Genomic DNA, 19,518 nt, shown 5'->3' on the forward strand with positions numbered 1-19,518 from the left:
CGCCGTCATGATTGCGCTACATAACAAAGACATAGCTCTGCATATCGATCCTGATCGTGGGGGTGGTATATTGCGATTTGACTGGCGTGGGAACGCGATATTTCATCCCGTAAGAGAGGGTGATAGCGGACCGCTCGGTTTGGCCAATTTCATACTGGTGCCGTTTTCCAATCGCATTGCGAATGGTCGTTTTCTGTTTGACGATATTGCTGTCACCATCCCGCCAAACTATCCATCTGCATCATCACACCATGCTATCCATGGCCACGGCTGGATTGCTCCCTGGGATGTGATTGCGCAGTCAGAAGACCAGCTCCACCTGCGCTATATCCATGCCGCCGATAGCTGGCCTTGGGACTATATCTGTGATCAGGAGATCAATCTGACGGCGGACGGCTATATTCACGAGCTGTCCATCACCAACACCAGTGCGACCAACATGCCAGCCGGCTTGGGCTTGCATCCGTATTTCCCCCGCGCTGACGCCACATTGCACACGATATTCGACGGTTTTTGGGAAGGGACAGCGGACGGACTCCCGACCCATTGGATCGAACGCGCCGGGCCTTATGACCTTACGATAGATGATCCGGTCGACACTGTTTTTACTGGCCGCAAAAATGCTTTGGAGTTTGAATGGCCGAGCCACAGACTAACCATGACGCCGGATGCAGATCTCCCCGAAACGCATATTTTTGCGCCCGACGGAGAAGATTATTTCTGCGTAGAGCCGGTCAGCCATATGACTGATGCTGTCAATCGCGATGGTCTTAAGACATTGGCACCTGGCGAGCGTTGGTCAACGCAAGTCAGCTTTGCGGTGACCCCAAAGGTCAACTCGCCTGAATAGCCGCAGCAGCAAGCGCCAACTGTTTCACCTGATCGAAATCCTCCGCCCCCTTCGGCACAACCCAGCTGCCGCCGACGCAAAGCACCGCATCAAGAGCCAGCCAATCGCCCGCCGTCTTTGGACCAATGCCGCCGGTTGGGCAGAACAGGCAATCCTTAAACGGAGCGGCAATCGCCTTTAAAGCGGCAGTCCCGCCAGAGGCTTCGGCAGGGAAAAATTTGAAATGACGCAGCCCCATGTCCATGCCGCGCATGATATCGCTGGCGTTGGAAATACCGGGGAGCAAAGGCACATCATGTTTCAGAGCCGACTCAACCAATGCTTCCGTCAGGCCCGGAGAGACAATGAATTCGGAACCGGCATCCATCGCGGATGTCAGCTGTGCATCATTCAATACCGTTCCGGCACCGACAATCGCACCATCGACCTTTTTCATTTCGGCAATGGCGTCCAATGCGCAATCGGTCCGCAATGTAACTTCCAAAATCGGTAATCCGCCAGCGACCAAAGCCTCTGCAATCGGCCGCGCCGTCGCGACATCATCGATAACCAACACAGGGATAACCGGCGCAGCGCGCATGAGTTTCTCGATCGGTTTCAAAGTTCATGCTCCTGCAAAAAGGCTGATGCCGCGCCAAAAAGACCCGGCTGTGGATGGTTCAGTAATTTGACCGGAATATTCTGCATAACCGTTTCAAAACGCCCCTTGGCGACAAAGCGTTCACAAAATCCCGATTGCGGCAATATGTCGGCAATTCTTGCGCCGACGCCGCCGCCAATGACCACGGCTTTCGCCCCTTGCGCCAAAGCCAAATCGCCCGTGACCGAACCGAGGCTGAGACAGAAACGGTCCAATGCAGCAGCCGCCAGACTGTCTTCGCCCGCTAACACCAGCTCCCACAGTTCACGATCGCTCATCGGTGCGGCTGACCGACCTTCCAAATCTGCCAGAACCGCATGGATTGCAACCAACCCGGGACCGGACACAATCCGCTCAACCGACACCCGCCGATGGCGTTTCCGCAGCGTCTGCAATATCTTGTCTTCAATGCTGTCCAGCGGCGCAAAATCGATATGACCGCCTTCGGCTTCGATGACGTGATAATCATCTTTGGTACGCAGCAACTGTACCGTTCCCAAGCCGGTGCCGGGACCAAATATCGATATCGGGCCGGTCGCGGGCAGCGACACATCAGGACCACAGCAATGCATCAAATGATCGCCATTCAGATGGGCGACGGCGTGCGCGACAGCGCCAAAGTCATTGATCAATGAAAAGCGATCAAGCCCCAATTTAACCGGAATGGCATGGGGCCGAACAATCCAGGGGTTGTTGGGCAAGCGCAACAGCGACCCGCCGACAGGACCCGCAACCGCAATCGCACCATCCTTGGGCAGCGCGCGGCCGATCTGATCCGCATAGGCTTCCCAGGCGGTTTGCAGGCTGGCATGTTCGGCGCTTTTCATGACCACTTGATCGGTCAGGGCTTCGACATGATGACCATCCACCTGGGCAATCGCAAAACGCGCATGGGTGCCGCCTATATCGGCTGTCACAATTTCCTGAGTCAAATCTACAATCCCGCCTGGTTGAGCATGGCTGACGCCCCTGCTTCTGCATTGTCAGATAGATTGCGCATCAGCGCGAATAGTTCCCGGCCGGTGCCAGCGCTCTCAACCGGCGTTTCGGCAAGCGGCCGTGCCTGCCATTCTGCTTCGTCAACCAAGGCAGTCAACTCGCCGGTTTTGGCGCAGATACGAACGATATCGCCATCCTGCAATTTTGCCAAAGGTCCACCGTCTTTCGCCTCTGGCCAGCAGTGGATCGCCGCGGGAACCTTGCCGCTGGCCCCCGACATGCGTCCATCGGTGAGCAATGCGACCTTATGACCACGGTCTTGCAAAACGCCCATTGGCGGGGTCAGCTTGTGCAGCTCCGGCATACCATTGGCGCGCGGTCCCTGGAAGCGGACGACGATGATGACATCGCGGTCCAGTTCGCCAGCATCAAAGGCGGTTTTGATATCATTTTGATCCGCAAAGACCCGGACCGGCGCTTCGACAGTCAATCGGCTGGGATCAACGGCGCTGGTTTTTATCGCCGCGCGGCCCAAATTGCCGGTCAACAATCGCATCCCGCCATCGGGCGAAAACGGATCGGACACCGGACGGAGGATCTGGTCATTGCGGCTTTCCGATGGAGCAGCGCTCCAGCCCGGCTTGTCGCCTTCCAATACCGCTTCTTTCGCATAAGCATCCATATCATTCCCCGCGACGGTCATGATATCACGATGCAACAGGCCCGCATCCAGCAGTTCGCGGATCACGAACGCCATCCCGCCAGCCGCATGGAAATGATTCACGTCGGCCGATCCATTGGGATAAATGCGGGTCACGAGCGGTACGACTGCCGAAAGCGCATCAAAATCTTCCCAATCGATAATGACACCAGCCGCACGCGCAATGGCTGGCAGGTGGATTAGATGATTGGTTGAACCGCCGGTGGCCAAAAGACCAACCGCCGCGTTTACAATCGCCTTTTCATCGATACAGCGCCCCAGCGGACGATAGTCATTACCTGCTTTTCCAATGGCGGAAAGCTGGTGCACCGCCGCGCGGGTCAGTTCTTGCCGCAGCTTGGTGCCCGGATTGACAAAGGCTGCACCGGGAACATGCAGCCCCATCATTTCCATCATCATCTGATTGGAATTGGCCGTGCCATAAAAGGTGCAGGTGCCCGCGCCATGATAGCTTGCCGCTTCCGCTTCCAGAAGCTCGTCCTTGGTCGCCTTGCCCTCGGCATAGAGCTGACGTACGCGCTGCTTTTCCTTGTTGGCAAGACCCGACGGCATCGGTCCAGCGGGAACCAATATCGTCGGCAAATGACCAAAGCGCAGGGCACCGATCAACAGACCCGGCACGATCTTATCGCAAATGCCGAGCAGCAACGTGCCTTCAAACATGCCGTGGCTGAGGCCGATGGCGGTACCCATCGCGATATTGTCGCGGCTGAACAGGCTAAGCTCCATGCCCAATTGGCCCTGCGTCACGCCGTCGCACATCGCCGGAACGCCGCCTGCAACCTGTGCGGTGGCGCCCGCTTCGCGCGCGAAAATCTTGATCTGTTCGGGATAGCGCCCATAGGGCTGATGCGCCGACAGCATGTCATTATAAGCGGTGACGATACCGATATTCATCGCCGCGCCGGAACGGATGGCAGGCTTGTCGTCGCCGCTGGCTGCGAAACCGTGGGCAAGATTGCCGCAAGATAGGTTAGGCCGGTGAACGCCCTTGTCACCTTCACGATCGATCAGATCAAGATAGGCCGCGCGCGATGCTTTGCTGCGCTCGATAATGCGGCCGGTTACCGCGTCCAGAGTGGGGTGCAGGCTTATGACTCGCTCCAAAAAATTGTTATCGGGCAGGAAGCCGCCTTGATCAGCTTTGCAACCGGCAAATCATGCTCTTCCTTGATTGCTTGTTCCAATATAGTTTTCTTATCGGCTCCGCGCACGACAATAATTATCGCATCGGTGTCGATGAGCGCAGCCATGTTGAGGCTCAACCGCTCGAAAGGCGCCTCTGGCGGCAGCGGGTCAGGCACGGTTCGAACAACCAGAGGACTGGCTTCATCACCCTGCACCGGTGCTTTCATGGTCGGGAACAGCGAAGCAATATGCCCGTCCGCCCCCATGCCGACCCAGACAAGATCAGCGCGCGGCGGGGTCGTGCCCTCCGTCAAATCGATCAGTTTGGCGTCACTGTCCGCAAAGGCTTTGGTAAGCTTGCCGAAATTGCTGGCTTCATGATCTTTGGCGACGATCCGGTCGTCGGTGAGCATCAAGGAAAGGTCACTCCACGGCAGATCCATAGTCGATAATTTATCGAATATCGCCACGGGTGTGCTGCCGCCGGGAACAGCCAACAGACGCACGCCTTGCCGCTCAATTGCCGCCGCAAGATGCGCAGCGACCGCTGCGGCATCGGCACAATCCGCCCAAGTGATATTTGCAGATATGGCAGCGTCACTCATGCCAGCTCACTCCATCCCGCTCGGTCAGGGCAATCGCCGCGGACGGCCCCCAACTACCGGCGCCATAGCTTTTCGGCGCAACCGCATGATCGCTCCAGATTTTCCGAATGGCATCGACCCACGACCATTGCGCCTCAACCTCGTCGCGGCGGACGAACAGGGTCTGATCCCCCTCAATCAAGTCGAGCAACAAACGTTCATAAGCAATCCGGCGACGGGCGCTGGCAAAGGCCTGTGTCAGAGACAGATCGAGCGGCACTTCGCGTAGGACAATGCCATCGCGGTCGAGACCCGGCTCTTTGGCCATGACTTGCAGCCGGACATATTCCTCCGGCTGCAACCGAATGACGAGTCGGTTGGCAATCGGTTTGCCCGAGCGGTCACCAAAAATGCTGTGCGGTACGTCCTTAAACTGGATAACGACTTCGCTCCGCCGTTCGGCCAGACGTTTCCCGGTACGCAGGTAAAAAGGCACGCCCTGCCAACGCCAATTGTCGACATGGGCTTTCAGCGCCACAAAGGTTTCCGTGTTCGATTGGTCGCCCAAATCAGTCAGATATCCCTCGACGGCTGCGCCATTTACCGCACCGGCTTCATATTGACCGGTGACGACTTCCGCCGGGTCGAGCGCGCGCAGCGAGCGCAGCACTTTGACTTTTTCATCGCGAATGGCGGCTGCGTCGTAATTGGCCGGCGGTTCCATCGCGGTAATCGCCAACAGCTGTAACATGTGGTTCTGCACCATATCGCGCAAAGCACCGGTATCATCGTAAAAGCCGTGCCGTCCTTCTAGACCGACGACTTCCGAAACGGTGATCTGGACATGATCAATACCGCCCGCATTCCACAGCGGTTCAAACATCATATTGGCGAAACGCAGCGCCAATATATTCTGCACGGTTTCCTTGCCGAGATAATGGTCGATCCGGAAAATCCGGTCTTCGGGAAACGCGGCGGCCACTGCATCATTAATCTCGGTCGAGGACGCAAAATCATTGCCCAGCGGTTTTTCCAGCCCGATACGGACATTGTCGCCGGCCAATCCAGCCGATTGCAGCCCCTTGATCGTTGGCTCAAACAAGAACGGCGCGGTAGACAGAAAGATCGACATTCCTGATGAAATGTCGCCAAGCTTTTCGGCCAGATCCGCAAAGCCCTCGGTCTTGGACGCATCAAGTGGCTGATAGAAAAGCCGCTCTAGAAACTGAGCGATATTAGCGGCATTTTTGCGTTCTTCGGGGAGAAACTCGTGCAGCGCCTCACCGATCATCTCACGATATTCTGCATCGTTCAAGCCGCTGCGCGCCGTTCCAAAAATCCGTAAATCCTTGGCAATCAGGCCATCGGCGTGCAACGCATAGAGCGACGGCAACAGCATGCGCCGCGCCAAGTCTCCGGTGGCCCCGAAAAGAAGCAATGTGTTGGATGGATGGGAATTCAACAAATTTCTATTTTCCCTGTTGGCGACGCATTTCCTATAGAGATGCTGCGCTCATGAAAATGCCCATGAAGCAAGTTTGAAGAGCCATTTCTTTTAATCGGCATCGGCAACCTGTCAACGTTGTCTCGCTTGCAAAAACTGCAGTTTGATGACTGAATTCGTATACAGGAGCTGCGGCCCGAACACAGGCCGCAGCTTCCGCAATTCCAAATGGATCAGCCCTCCATTTCCTCCAGTTCCTTGCCGCGGGTCTCCTTGACCATCTTGTAAACGAAGAAGACCGAGATTGCTGCACAAAGCGCATAGAAACCGTAGGCACCCGCCAGGCCAATGCTGACCAGCATGATCGGAAACGCCATGGTAATGCCAAAGTTGGACAACCATTGCGCCAGGCCGCTGACCGCGAGACCGGATCCGCGAATCTGGTTCGGGAACATCTCACCCAGCATGACCCACATGACCGGACCCCAGCTGAAGTTGAACAAGGCCGCATAGGCATTGGCGCTGATCAAAGCGATCGTGCCGGCATTGTCAGACAATACCAACTGGCCATCGACAATAGAGCCGCTGGAAAAGGCGACCGCCATGATGCCTAGCGTCACTGCCATCCCGGCAGACCCGATGATCAACAAGGGCTTGCGGCCGATTTTATCAATTAAGGCAATGGCCGCGAGACAAGCGATGATCGACAATGATCCGCTCAAGATGTTGATCAACAGCGCGTCATTTTCACTGAAACCAACCGCCTGCCAAAGCACCGCGCCATAATAGAAGACGATATTGATCCCGACCAGTTGCTGGAAAGTTGCAAGGCCGATACCGACCCACACAATTGTCCGAACCTTGCCGGTTGTCTTGTCCATCAAGTCGGAGAATTTCGGCGCATGATCATCGGCTAATGTTGTCCGAATCTCTTTGACTTTCGATGCTGCTGAATCACCGCCAAACAAGCGAGTCAGGACGTTTTCTGCTTGCGCATCACGCCCTTTCACCACCAAGAAACGGGGGCTTTCCGGAATTGCCAAAAGTGCCAGCAAAAAGATTGTCGCCGGGATAATTTCAATCCAGAACATCCAGCGCCATGCTTCATAGCCCATCCAGAAGGCATTGGTCGATGCACCGGCAGAAGCTGCCAGCAAATAGTTGGAGAGGAAAGCCGCCGTCAGACCGATGATGATCATGATCTGCTGAATACTGGACAAGCGGCCACGCATCGACGCTGGCGTGACTTCGCTGACATAGGCCGGTGCGGTTACACTCGCTGCGCCTACAGCCAGACCACCAAGGATGCGATAAATCACAAACTCGATTGATGATCCGGCAATACCCGATCCAAACGCACTGATGATGAAGAACAGAGCAGCGACCAGCAGCAGGTTCCGACGTCCGAACATGTCAGACAGTTTACCCGCTGCGAACGCACCCGCAGCACAGCCGAGCAGCATGGAGGCCACATTGAAACCAGTACCGACGCTATCAGAATTAAACGCGGCTCTCAGACCATCGACGGTGCCGTTAATGACCCCGCTATCATAGCCAAATAGAAATCCGCCAATCGTCGCAATCGACACGATAAGCGCGATGAACCCCATATTCGTCTGTTCATTTTCATGCGTCTGCATGGATTGATCCTCCCCTTCCCTAAAAATAGACAACGTTGACTTCTATCGTTGCACGTTGCCGCTATATGTTTTTACGTCTTAAAATCTATGCTGAAGCTTTGGCTTTTGCGGGTCCGGCGGACTCACGTTTTACCAGATGATGGTCGAGAAATATCGGCTTGGACCGATCACCCGACTGAAATGTTTGATCCGTCAAAAGACCAACGGCTTCCGATACCAGGTCGGCAATCGGCTGGTTGATTGTCGTCAATTGCGGACTGATCACGGCAGCAACCTGCGTATTGTCAAAGCCGACAACTGAGAGGTCATTCGGCACATGAATATTACGGCGATAGGCGGCCGCAATGACCGCTGCGGCCATATCGTCGTTGCTGGCAAATACCGCGCTCGGTGGGTTAGGTAAATCCAGTAGTTTTTCAGCGCCTGCCAGTCCCGAAGCCCACGAAAACTCACCCTGCTCGACCAGCTCGGGATCGATATCGAGACCAGCGTCCTGCATCGCTTTGGAATAGCCAGCATAGCGCTTGGCCGACACGCTATGGTCAGGATGGCCCTTTATAAAGCCGATGCGCTTGTGCCCCAACGACACAAGATGCTCAGTCATCTCCTGAGCGGCACTTTCGTCGTTGATATTGATTGACGCCTGCGCAGCATCCGGATTGCGCGGGGCGATCAGAACACAACGAATCTTTTTGGCATCCAGCATTTTGATAAGCTCTGGATCATCGCAAAGTGGCGGCGTGACGACAACGCCCACCGGGGAGGTATTGTTAATCATGGCCTCTATCTCGGCCAGACCGTTTTCGCATTCCTCCATGATCAGGTGCATGCCGGTTTTATGGCAGCGTTGCAGCGCACCAAGGTGAACGCTTTCAATATAGCTGCGGCTTGGGTTCTGGACGAGCAACGCTATGATCTGCGGCCCACCGACACGCAAACTGCGGGCCGCAACATTGAGTTGATAATTCAGCCGCTCCGCCGCATTCATTACCAATTGGCGGGTTTCTTCACGAACATTGCTTTCGCCGTTCAGCACGCGGGACACCGTTTTAAAGGACACGCCTGCATCTTTCGCGACATCAATCATGGTCGCGCGCTGATGCGGCCCGTCGGACGTACTATTCTCCAAACCTCATCCCTTTCGGCGAACGCCGTTCATCCTCTGGATCTTGCTTAGAATCAAATTGGCACAAGAACAAGGTTTTGACAAGGTTGTCATTGTCGCAGACGCCACTGCACGACTTGAAGTTAAGCGTCCGAAACCCCTGCATAGCGAGCAGAATCCTGATGACTGGATGGTCGCTGTTGATGAAGCCATTCGTCAATTACCGATAAACCTAAAGAAAGATATCGGCGCGATGGGCCTTGCCGGCCAGATGCACGGCGCGGTCCTGCTGGGTGAAGACAACGAAATTCTGCGACCCGCTATCTTGTGGAATGATGGTCGCAGCCATGACCAGTGTCAGACATTGGAAAGTGCGGTTCCCCGGCTGGATGAGATTACCGGCAAATCAGCCATGCCGCACAGCTCTATACGGTCCGCCATCAGTTACAGTCAGATTTTGCCGGAACCCTGAAGCAAGTGGCGGCACTCGGCTACCGGAAGATCGAGCTGGCCGGCCTTTTCGACCAAGACCCGGCTCGCGTGCGATCAATGCCTGATGCACTGAACCTGCAAATTCTCGGATCACATATCAACTGGAAACGTCTGCGCGATGATCCCGATGGGCTTATCGAAGAGACTCGCATATTGGGCGCTGAATATATGATTCTCGCGTGGCTACCGGTTGAGGAACGACAGACGCTGGCCCAATGGGAAGCCTGGATCGAAATCATAAATGATGTTGCTGCCCGCGCCCATCAACGGGGCATCCGTTTTGCCTATCACAACCATGAATTTGAGTTTGAACCGATTGATGGTGTCGAACCCTATGGTTTGTTGATCGCCGGCGTGGATCGCCGCTATGTTTCGTTTGAGCTCGACCTCTATTGGTTGACGTTGGCGGGGCGTTCACCCGAACCTTACTTTCAAGCCTATCCTGGCGGATTTCCACTAATCCACGCGAAAGATATGCACCTGCAGACCACTGCCATGGTTGATGCCGGCGATGGGCGCATCGATTTCCCTGCCGTACTGCGACAATCCGAATTGGCCGGTATTACACATCTTGTCGCTGAGCATGATGTGTCGGACCAGCCCTTCCGGACGTTGCGGCGCAGTCTTGCCTATTTTCAATCCCTCCATTCCCAATCGGATCCGACTCAAAGGAGAAAATGATGAACCTCAAAAAGCTAATGACCGCCACGGCCTGCGCCGCCCTCGCGTTCAGCCCTGCCCTCGCCGCAGCGCAAACTGACAGCCTGCCGGTTGGCCGCTGCGTTAATATGGGCAATCATCTTGAGCCACCCAAAGAAGGCGATTGGGGCCGCAAGATTGCTGATAATGATTTTCAGATCATCGCCGCCGCTGGTTTTGATACGATCCGCTTGCCCGTCCGCTGGTCGGCCTATGCCGATGACGCCGCCCCATACACGATCCAGGAATCCTTCATGAACCGGGTCAAGCATGTCGTCTTCCTGGCGCGCGAAGCCGGGCTCAACGTTATATTGGACGACCATCATTATGAAGAGCTTTACAAAGAACCGGCCAAACATGCGCCGCGCCTTGCAGGCCTATGGTCTCAGATTGCCAGCGAATTTGCCGACCAACCAACGGAGCATCTCTGGTTTGAAATAGAGAATGAGCCACATGATAAACTCACGCATAAGAACCTGCTCGATACATTGACTCCAGCCCTGAGTGCGATCCGCGCAACCAACGCCGATCGCCCGGTCATCATCGGTGGTGAGCTGTGGAGCGGTATAAATTCCCTAGCGACATTGCCGCTGCCTGATGATCCGCATATCGTACCAACGTTTCACTATTATGATCCTTTTCCGTTCACCCATCAGGGCGCGACCTGGGTTGACACGCCGCCGCCCTTGGGCCGCAAATATGGGACACAGGAAGATCAAAAGGCGCTCGACGACGACGTTCAGAAGATCCGCGACTATATCACTCGCACAGGAAAAACGCCTTTTATGGGTGAGTTTGGTGCCATCGACCTGATCCCGGTGGCTGAGCGCGTGCAGTATCAAAAAGCGGTCCGGACCGCATTTGACGCTGTCGATATCGGAATGTGCGCTTGGGCTTACACCAATACCTTCCCGCTCTACGACAGCCGCACAAAAAAATGGCTGCCCGGCATGCTCGACGCCATGGGCTTGAAAGATAAATAGTTTTCCAGCCCAGCAAACCCAAAAAGCAACATCGACGGCAGCCTTGTAACCAGTTATGCCTTAGCCACGAACTATAGAAAATCATTCTGTTCAGGGGTTAAGGAAAAACCGGCATGGCGAAGAAATTATTACTACTGGCCGTTATCGTGGCCGCGATATTTGCGTTTTTTCACTATGATCTCGGCTCCCAGCTAACGCTCGAAAATCTGAAGGCGCAGCAGGACGCGATTGATGCGCAATATCGCGCCAATCCGCTGGTCATTATCGGCGTATTTTTTCTGTTCTATGTCGCGGTAACGGCTCTTTCGATTCCGGGCGCAGCGGTGATGACGCTTGCCGCCGGTGCGCTTTTTGGCGTGCTGGTAGGTACGATTGTCGTCTCCTTTGCCTCGACCATCGGTGCCACAATAGCCTTTCTCACCTCACGCTATTTGCTCGGCGACTGGGTCGAGAATAAATTTGGCCAGCGACTCAAGAAGATCAACGAAGGCATCCAGCGCGATGGCGCTTTCTACCTGATATCGATCCGGCTGGTCCCGGCCTTCCCCTTCTTTGTCGTCAACATGCTGATGGGCCTAACCAAAATCCGCGTTGGCACCTATTTTGTCGCCAGCCAGATCGGCATGCTTGCAGGGACGATCGTCTTTGTGAACGCAGGGACACAGCTGTCACAGGTCAATTCAGTCGGCGAAGTCTTTTCGCTGCCCGTCATTGGTTCTTTTGTTCTGTTGGCGATTTTCCCTTGGATCGCTAAGGGCATCATCAGCATTTTGAAGAACCGCAAAATCTACAAGGGCTGGACCCGACCGAAAAAGTTCGACCGCAACTTGATCGTGATCGGTGCGGGCTCCGGCGGACTGGTGTCATCACTGATCGCTGCGACAATTAACGCGAAGGTCACGTTGATCGAGTCCGGAAAAATGGGCGGCGATTGCCTAAACTATGGCTGCGTCCCTTCAAAGGCGCTCATCAAAAGCGCCAAAATTGCGGAGCAGATGCAGCATGCCGATCGCTATGGTCTGACCGCCACTAAGCCGGTGATCAACTTCAAAAATGTGATCGCCCGGGTCGAAGATATCATCAAAACCATCGAACCGCATGACAGCGTCGAACGGTTTGAAGGCCTGGGCGTGGATGTGGTGCAGGGCTATGCCCGGCTAACCGATCCATGGACCGTCGAGATTGAGCGCAATGACGGCGGCACACAGACGTTGACCGGCAAAGCGATTGTGCTGGCAACGGGCGCACGGCCGTTTGTTCCGCCCCTGCCGGGCTTGGAAGATACCGGCTATCTGACCAGCGATACGCTGTGGGAAGAAATGGCCAAACGCGATGCAGTACCGGAAAAAATGGTCGTGCTCGGCGGAGGTCCGATTGGCTGTGAGTTATCGCAATCCTTCGCCCGCCTTGGCAGCAATGTGACCCTGATCGAAATGGCCGACCGAGTCATGGGTATAGAGGACGAAGATGTCTCCGAGATCGCGTCCAAAGCACTGGGCGATTCAGGCGTTACGCTGCTCTGCAAGCACAAGGCTTTGCGCACCGAGATGCAGGATGGCGCCAAAATGATCATCGTCGAGAATGACGGCGGCGAACAGGCTCTGCCCTTTGATGACTTGCTCATCGCCGTCGGTCGCGCGGCGCGGCTCGAAGGCTTTGGTCTGGAAGAGCTTGGCGTTGAAACCGATCGGACGCTGGTGACCAATGAACATCTTCAGGCCACTTTTCCGCATATCTATGCCGCGGGCGACGTCGCCGGCCCCTATCAGCTGACCCATAATGCCTCGCATCAGGCATGGTTTGCGACAGTCAATGCGCTGTTCGGGCGGTACAAGAAGTTCAAACCAAGTTATGAATTTCTGCCGTGGACGACTTTTCTTGATCCCGAAATTGCGCATGTCGGTCTCAATGAACAGCAAGCTATCAAGGACGGCGTCGAATTTGAGGTCACCAAATATGGCCTTGATGATCTCGACCGAGCGATTGCCGAAAGCGCCACAGAGGGCTTCGTCAAAGTGCTGACACCGCCGGGCAAGGACCGCATATTGGGCGTGACCATTGTCGGCCAAAATGCCGGGGAATTGCTCACCGAATATGTGCTGGCGATGAAACATGGCTTGGGCCTTGGCAAGATTCTAGGAACGATTCACACCTATCCAACGATGGCAGAAGCGAATAAATTTGCTGCCGGAGAATGGCGTAAGAAGCACAAGCCGGAATGGGCGCTGAAATGGCTGGAACGCTATTTCAATTGGGCGCGGAGCTAGGCCAGAACGCTACGAAGTTCACAATCTTCACACAGTCCTTTTGGGGTTTTCAAACGAAGAGCCTAGGGTGCGAAGTTCACAATGTTCACAAGGTCCCTTTGAGGATTTTGGCTGATAAGATGTCGGTGCGAAGTTCACAAAGTGCACATAGTCTATTTGCAGATTTTTCGCGCAAAGGCGCGAAGACGCAAAGACGGCTTCCCAAGTGAAATAAGTTCGTCATCCCAGCGTACGCTGGGATCTCCTTTGAGCCATGCGCAGCCTCGAATAGATCCCAACTTGCGCTGGGATGACGGAGACTTTCGGGTGCCACAACTTCTTCGCGCCTTCGCGCGATCAAAATTTCATCCAGGTCATAATATTCAAAACTGAGAAAGAGCCGCTCTGAATTTACTACAACTCATGCTCTGTAGGAAAGCGGAGAGTGTCCTGCCGCCAAACGGCTCAGCCACGAAAGCTAAGCCATGCCAGCACCGTCCGCTGCAGCACTGTCACCACACAAAGCCCTGCGAAAATATAGGCCAGCGTCGCAAAATGCATCGGGAACAGACACATGATGAGGAAGAACGCGATCGTTTCCCCGCCTTCGGCCAGACCCGTGCTGTAAAAGAAGCCCTTTTCGCCATGAGCGCTCGTTTCAGCGCCCTGCTCTGCCGCTGTCACGGCAAAGGCGAGGAAGCTGACCCCGGTGATGGTGAAGGCCGCGACCAGCACCAAGGCGGGCAGCAATTGAGCCGGATTGGCAATGCCGAAAGCCAGCGGGATTGATACGTAGAAGATAAAATCGCAGACGATATCCAGATAGCCGCCAAAGGCGGTCTTCTCTGTTGCGCGGGCAACGGCTCCATCGAGACCATCCAATATCCGGCTGATCACAACCAGTGCCAGCGCCCAGCCAAAATGCTGAAGCGTGATCGCATAAGCCGCGCTCAAGCCAAATCCCAAGCCAAGCAGAGTGACGCTGTTAGCGGTAAAGCCGATCCGCGCCAGTCCGCGACCGGCAGCATTAAGCGGCGGATCAATCAGCGGACGGATTTTCGCATCAAACACGGCGGCTTTCTCCTATCCTGCTTTTTCCATTGCGCTCATGCTGAGCCTGTCGAAGCATGGTGGCAGACACCCTTCGACAGGCTCAGGGTGAGCGCAGGAGTACGATGTCGCAACGGAACGAACCTCAAAGCTTATACCCATGTAATGATACCGATCACGGCTCCGGTCATCGCCGTCGCGCAATTGCCAGCGAACCAACTCTTCATCCCCAGTCCAGCGACTTCGGCTCGGCGCTCCGGGCATAAGGTACCGATGGTCGAAATGATCAGGCCGACACTGGCGAGATTGGCGACGCCGCAAAGCGCATAGGTAACGATCAACTGCCCCTTGGCGCTGAATGTATCGGCTGGCAGCGCGGCCAATTCCAGATAGGCGACATATTCATTGAGGATCGCCTTGGTTCCCATCAGCGACCCCGCTGCAGCCGATTCCTCCCACGGCACACCGATCATCCACATCAGCGGCGCGAATATCCAGCCGAATATCCGCTTGAGCGTGACCGCCTCGCCGGCAACCAATGGGAAGATTGTCAGTATCTGGTCAATGAGGGCAACAAAGGCAAAGATGACAATGATCACCGCAATGACAGCGAGGAAAAGTTGCACGCCGTCGATCGTACCTTTGATGATCGCATCAAAACTATTCTCATATTTAAGGCCCGGTTCCTCGCGGTTGACCTTGGTGTCTGACAGCCCCGGAACCATCAGCCGCGCCAGCAGGATCGCCGCTGGCAGCGATATCAGCGAAGCCGAAATCATATGGCCCACGGCATTGGGAACCGTCTTCTCCAGCGTCGTCGCATAGAGCACCAAAATCGCACCCGAAATCGTCGACATGGCGAGCACCATGATCGCAAATAGCTCGGCCCGGCTCATCTTCTCAAAATAGGCGCGCACCACCAACGGCGACTCCACGACCCCGAGAAAGATATTCGCGCCGCCGCTGAGGCCCACGACACCGCTCACTCCCAAGGTTTTTTGCAAAGCCCAGGACAGGCCTTTGACGATGATCTGCAACACCCGCCAATGCCATAGCAGTGCCGCCAGCGCTGAAAAGACAATCACCAGCGGCAATATCTGAAACGCGATGATCAGGGGCGGGGCCGCGCCTTCTTTGAGGACAAAGGGTAGCTCTGCGCCGCCGACATAGCCGAACATATAGCTGGAGCCCGCCAGTGTCGCCTGTTCAATCGCTTGCACGCCCTGATTGGCTAGGCCGATAATGTCCCAGATGAAGGGTATGCGAACAATCGAAACGGCAAGGATGAATTGAACCGCTATCGCCCCCGCGATCCAGCGCCAACTGGGCCTGTCCTTGCGGTTCTCAGACAAAGCCCAGGCGATGGTCAGGATGAAGACAATGCCGATCAGGCCCTGAAACTGGCTCAATATATCAAGCAATTACAATCTTCCCCGTGCCGATGCATTATTGCACCTTCATGGAGGAAAATTACCGGAGCGCCAACAGGGATTTGCGCGGTCAGTTATTGAGCGGCGGCAACAGCCCCCATCATCAACTCCTGATCCTTGCGGGTCGGATTACCGCGCAAGCAAAGCCCGCCATTAACCTGCAAATTTTCACCCGTCATGAAACATTCATCACTGGCAAGGAACACGGCGGCGGCGGCAATATCTTCGCTGGTGCCAATCCGGCCCAGAGGATAGCGTGCTTCGAAGGACTCCACCAATCCCGGCACCTGATCGACACCCGCCGTCATCGGCGTGCGGGTGAGCCCTGGCGAAATGCTGTTGGCTCTTATGCCGCGATCGCCGAATTCATGGGCAATACAGCGAATGATATGATCGGTTGCGGCTTTCGTACCCATATAGGCAGCATGATCGTTCAGCATGATCTTTGCAGTCGCCGAACTGATCTGGATGATCGAACCACCATTTTTCATGGCTTTAATCATCGCCTGATAAAATTGGAAAGGACCGACCAGCTGTAAAGCCGACATCATTTCCAGCTCTTCTCTGGTATTCTCCAGAAACGGTTTCAGGAACCCGAGACCGGTGGCATTGATCGCAACATCCACACCGCCCATTTTATTGGCAGCGGTTTCTGCAAGCGCGTTGACATCATCTTCCTTCGTCAGATCACATAGCGCATAATGGCCACCAAGCTCTTCAGCGAAGCGTTTGAGTTCGTCTTCTTTGCGCCCGGCGACGAGCACCTCTGCGCCTTCATCGCGAAAACGTTTTGCAATAACCTGTCCCATATTACCGGCGCCAGCTGCACCCAGAACTATGGCCTTTTTACCTTCGAGACGTCCCATGATCTGCTCCTCAATCTTTCTGGAATTTATCGGTACATACTAGCTGCTGCCGGTAGGCCCGCTACTCTCAATATGGCTATCCAACGCGCTTGCTGTCCCAATAGAAAAGGCCGGGCGCAGCCCCCCAGCTGTCCCGGCCTTCTATGATCAACGGGAGAGTTGATCAGAACTTGAAGCTGGCCTCCACAAAGACCTGGCGACCACGGTTTTGGGTGACAACAAGATCATCACCAACACCTGGCTCAAGGAATGGACGGCCGCCACTGGTATTGACCCAGATTTCATCGGTCAGGTTCACACCAACCAGCGACAATTTCCATGCACCGTCAGGATCACCGACCGAGATGGAACCATCGATCGATACATAGCTATCTTGCTTAAGATCGGTCAGTGAATCCTCGTTTGTGAAATAGGAACCGCTATATTGCAGGTTACCATTCAGTCCGAATTCAAAGGCATCGCTCATTGGGATCGACCAGTCAAAGGCAGCGTTGGCTGCAAATTTCGGAGCGCGTGCCGCTGCCCGACCATTGATATCTTCACCCGATGTGGTCACGAACGGAGCCGTGAACTCAGCATCAGTATAAGCAATGGAACCGGAGAGATTCAGACCATCGACCGGTGTCCGCCATGCCCATTCCACATCAACGCCTTGGCTGGTCAGCTGACTGGCGTTGAAGGTTTGGAACTGAATGGTCGTTGCGTCGAAATTCTGGACCTGCAGGTCATCAAATACATAATAGAACACGGAAGTATTCAAAGTAATTGTGCGATCAGCAAATTGCGCTTTGACACCAACTTCGCCGCCGAGACCGGTTTCTGACTCATAGATCAGAGCACCAAAATCACCTGATGCAGCTGCCGCGCTCAGAGAGCTCGATGGCAACGCACTATTGTCAATTCCACCAGACTTGAACCCAGTTTTGAAGGCCGCGTAGATGTTAATGTCATCTGTTGCTTGATATTTGATGGAAACTTCGGGTGAGAAATTGCTGTCGCCAAATTTAATGGGACCAGAGAAGAAACCGCCTTGAATAAATGCGGGGCTTGGAACGAACAGGCCTGAAACCGGATCCGGCACGAATGCCAACAGGTTATGCACATAAGGAACCGAAATAGTGTTGACTTTTTGCTCGTCAGTCCACCTCACGCCACCAGAAAGTTCCAGCTGGTCCGTCAAGTCTAGCGTAACACTACCGAAAAAAGATAGCGCTTCAGTTTTTGTGTTATGCTTCTTGAACCAATCATATGTGTTGCCTGTACCTTGCACGACGCCACCACTCAAAAGAGGTAATGTTGGATCCGCGCCAGCTAGAGAAATATTCACGCCTTGTTGTGAGGTGTCGAAATCAATTTCTCGGCTCTCATAAAATGCCCCTAGCATGAAGTTGAACATACCATCGTAGTCACTGGCGATACGAAGTTCTTGCGTATATTGCTCCGAACGGTTCCGGGGATCACTACAGCCAACGCCGCCTGGAGCACCGCCTGGAAATACACCAACATAGCCGTAACAGTCCGTATCAACCGCATCTAGGCTCAGATAGCCAGAGACCGACGATAGGGTCAGGGAATCGGAAAGATCAAGATCCCATTTTAGACGGCCAAAGAATATTTCTGTTTCACCGAACGGTATTCCGTTTTCGAACCGTCCTTTGCCTGCTGATCCATCAGGAACCTGACTCACCAAAGCAGTAGCACCATCCGCATGGTGATAAAGACCGTCATTGTCGTTACAATCTGCATTGGAAGGGATTACGACACCGCCACCGAGCAAGAATATGGAATCCGCAACGCCATTTGGCCCACAATTAATATCTGAATGGGCGATTGCGCCGTCATTTTCATTCTTGATATAGTTTAGCTTCAAATTGGCATTGAAATTGTCAGAAGGATCCCATTGCAACGTCACGCGGCTAATGAAATTTTCCAAGCCGCGACTAGTCCGGCGGGAACCATTGGGATTAAAGGCTGGTGTACCGGGTGCCAGATCCACATAATCTTCGATATTGTTGAACTGAGCGGCAACTCTGACACCCAAAGTATCCGAGATCGGACCGGAAATGTAACCACCGACCGTTGTGCCATTTTCCTCAAATTCCTGAGAAACTTTCACGCCGACTTCCCAATCCGGTGTCGGATTGGCCGAACGGACGGCAAAAACACCGGCCGAAGCACTTTTACCAAAGAAGAGGGATTGCGGCCCTTTCAGAACGTCAATCTGCTCAACGTCAAAGAAGCCCGCTTGTACGATCCGCATCGTGCTGACCTGAACACCGTCAAAGTCAAATGCGACGGCTGAATCGAATGAAGCGGAGATATTGGATGAACCCACACCACGCAGACTGATCTGACCACCAGAGCCAGAACCGCCGACTTGAACATTCAGCGCTGGAACGCGGCTCACCACGTCAGCAATTTCATTCACCTGGAATTTCTCCAGCGTATCGCCACCAATCGCGGTGACCGTCACCGGAACCTCTTGCAGCGTTTCCGTCTGCTTACGCGCAATAACCGTAATGACATTACTGTCATCATCTTCGGCAGCATCCTGTGCATGCGCTGGAGCAGCAGCACCGGCCAAGGCCAAGCTGGCTGCAGAACCCATCAGCAGTCCCCGTACTGATTTGCTCGCAAAGATATTTTTGTGGCGTTGTGATTGTGTAGTCATCGCTCTCTCCCAAAAAGCCCCGGTCTGTGA

16 protein-coding genes are annotated in these 19,518 nt (G+C 54.5%); 5 read left to right on the forward strand and 11 right to left on the reverse strand.

All coding sequences use genetic code 11. From position 1 onward, the window contains the following. Positions 1–7 precede the first annotated feature (7 nt). Complete coding sequence (locus ABJM21_RS13810; RefSeq protein WP_348300580.1) at positions 8–850, forward strand: aldose 1-epimerase; 843 nt, start codon at positions 8–10, stop codon at positions 848–850. Here the strand turns inward: ABJM21_RS13810 and eda are convergent. The 7 genes from eda to ABJM21_RS13845 all read right to left on the reverse strand — a co-directional run bounded on the left by eda (position 834) and on the right by ABJM21_RS13845 (position 9,075). Beyond that, the gene (eda, locus tag ABJM21_RS13815) at positions 834–1,430 is read right to left on the reverse strand and encodes a bifunctional 4-hydroxy-2-oxoglutarate aldolase/2-dehydro-3-deoxy-phosphogluconate aldolase (RefSeq protein ID WP_348300904.1); all 597 of its coding nucleotides are present in this window, start codon (positions 1,428–1,430) and stop codon (positions 834–836) included. The two genes, ABJM21_RS13810 and eda, sit on opposite strands and share 17 nt — an antisense overlap. 17 nt (positions 1,431–1,447) lie before the next feature. Beyond that, positions 1,448–2,422 carry a glucokinase gene (locus ABJM21_RS13820; protein ID WP_348300581.1) on the reverse strand — a complete coding sequence of 325 codons (975 nt, stop codon included), beginning with the start codon at positions 2,420–2,422 and terminating at the stop codon, positions 1,448–1,450. A gap of 2 nt (positions 2,423–2,424) precedes the next feature. After that, positions 2,425–4,245, reverse strand: coding sequence for a phosphogluconate dehydratase (gene edd / locus ABJM21_RS13825; RefSeq protein WP_348300905.1), 1,821 nt, complete (start codon positions 4,243–4,245; stop codon positions 2,425–2,427). Next, on the reverse strand, positions 4,242–4,883 hold the full coding sequence (locus tag ABJM21_RS13830) for a 6-phosphogluconolactonase (protein WP_348300582.1): 642 nt from the start codon (positions 4,881–4,883) through the stop codon (positions 4,242–4,244). The genes edd and ABJM21_RS13830 overlap by 4 nt, the downstream gene beginning before the upstream one ends. Next, positions 4,876–6,324 carry a glucose-6-phosphate dehydrogenase gene (gene zwf, locus ABJM21_RS13835; RefSeq protein WP_348300906.1) on the reverse strand — a complete coding sequence of 483 codons (1,449 nt, stop codon included), beginning with the start codon at positions 6,322–6,324 and terminating at the stop codon, positions 4,876–4,878. The genes ABJM21_RS13830 and zwf overlap by 8 nt, the downstream gene beginning before the upstream one ends. Before the next feature lie 215 nt (positions 6,325–6,539). Continuing rightward, on the reverse strand, positions 6,540–7,946 hold the full coding sequence (locus ABJM21_RS13840) for a sugar porter family MFS transporter (protein WP_348300583.1): 1,407 nt from the start codon (positions 7,944–7,946) through the stop codon (positions 6,540–6,542). Positions 7,947–8,031: 85 nt separating this feature from the next. After that, a complete protein-coding gene (locus ABJM21_RS13845; RefSeq protein WP_348300584.1) occupies positions 8,032–9,075 on the reverse strand; it encodes a LacI family DNA-binding transcriptional regulator in 1,044 nt (347 codons plus the stop codon). 55 nt (positions 9,076–9,130) lie between these two features. Here ABJM21_RS13845 and ABJM21_RS13850 point away from each other — a divergent pair, with 55 nt between their 5' ends. From ABJM21_RS13850 to ABJM21_RS13865, 4 genes are all read left to right on the forward strand, one after another. Then, a complete protein-coding gene (locus ABJM21_RS13850; protein WP_348300585.1) occupies positions 9,131–9,523 on the forward strand; it encodes an FGGY family carbohydrate kinase in 393 nt (130 codons plus the stop codon). Between the two features lie 5 nt (positions 9,524–9,528). Next, positions 9,529–10,224 carry a sugar phosphate isomerase/epimerase gene (locus tag ABJM21_RS13855; protein ID WP_348300586.1) on the forward strand — a complete coding sequence of 232 codons (696 nt, stop codon included), beginning with the start codon at positions 9,529–9,531 and terminating at the stop codon, positions 10,222–10,224. Beyond that, positions 10,224–11,225 carry a glycoside hydrolase family 5 protein gene (locus ABJM21_RS13860; protein ID WP_348300587.1) on the forward strand — a complete coding sequence of 334 codons (1,002 nt, stop codon included), beginning with the start codon at positions 10,224–10,226 and terminating at the stop codon, positions 11,223–11,225. The genes ABJM21_RS13855 and ABJM21_RS13860 overlap by 1 nt, the downstream gene beginning before the upstream one ends. Before the next feature lie 113 nt (positions 11,226–11,338). After that, a complete protein-coding gene (locus ABJM21_RS13865) occupies positions 11,339–13,492 on the forward strand; it encodes an FAD-dependent oxidoreductase (protein ID WP_348300588.1) in 2,154 nt (717 codons plus the stop codon). A 444-nt stretch (positions 13,493–13,936) separates the two neighbouring features. Here ABJM21_RS13865 and ABJM21_RS13870 read toward each other — a convergent pair whose 3' ends face one another. From ABJM21_RS13870 to ABJM21_RS13885, 4 genes are all read right to left on the reverse strand, one after another. Beyond that, positions 13,937–14,542: a CDP-alcohol phosphatidyltransferase family protein gene (locus tag ABJM21_RS13870; protein WP_348300589.1), complete on the reverse strand. Its 606-nt coding sequence runs from the start codon at positions 14,540–14,542 to the stop codon at positions 13,937–13,939. A 131-nt stretch (positions 14,543–14,673) separates the two neighbouring features. Beyond that, positions 14,674–15,942, reverse strand: a complete 1,269-nt coding sequence (locus ABJM21_RS13875; RefSeq protein ID WP_348300590.1) for a nucleoside transporter C-terminal domain-containing protein — start codon at positions 15,940–15,942, stop codon at positions 14,674–14,676. An 83-nt stretch (positions 15,943–16,025) separates the two neighbouring features. Next, positions 16,026–16,817 (reverse strand): SDR family oxidoreductase, encoded by a 792-nt coding sequence (locus tag ABJM21_RS13880; protein ID WP_348300591.1) that lies wholly within the window; start codon positions 16,815–16,817, stop codon positions 16,026–16,028. A gap of 163 nt (positions 16,818–16,980) precedes the next feature. Further along, complete coding sequence (locus tag ABJM21_RS13885; protein WP_348300592.1) at positions 16,981–19,488, reverse strand: TonB-dependent receptor; 2,508 nt, start codon at positions 19,486–19,488, stop codon at positions 16,981–16,983. Positions 19,489–19,518 lie beyond the last annotated feature (30 nt).

This window comes from Parasphingorhabdus sp., from assembly GCF_039977335.1.
Lineage (GTDB): Bacteria > Pseudomonadota > Alphaproteobacteria > Sphingomonadales > Sphingomonadaceae > Parasphingorhabdus.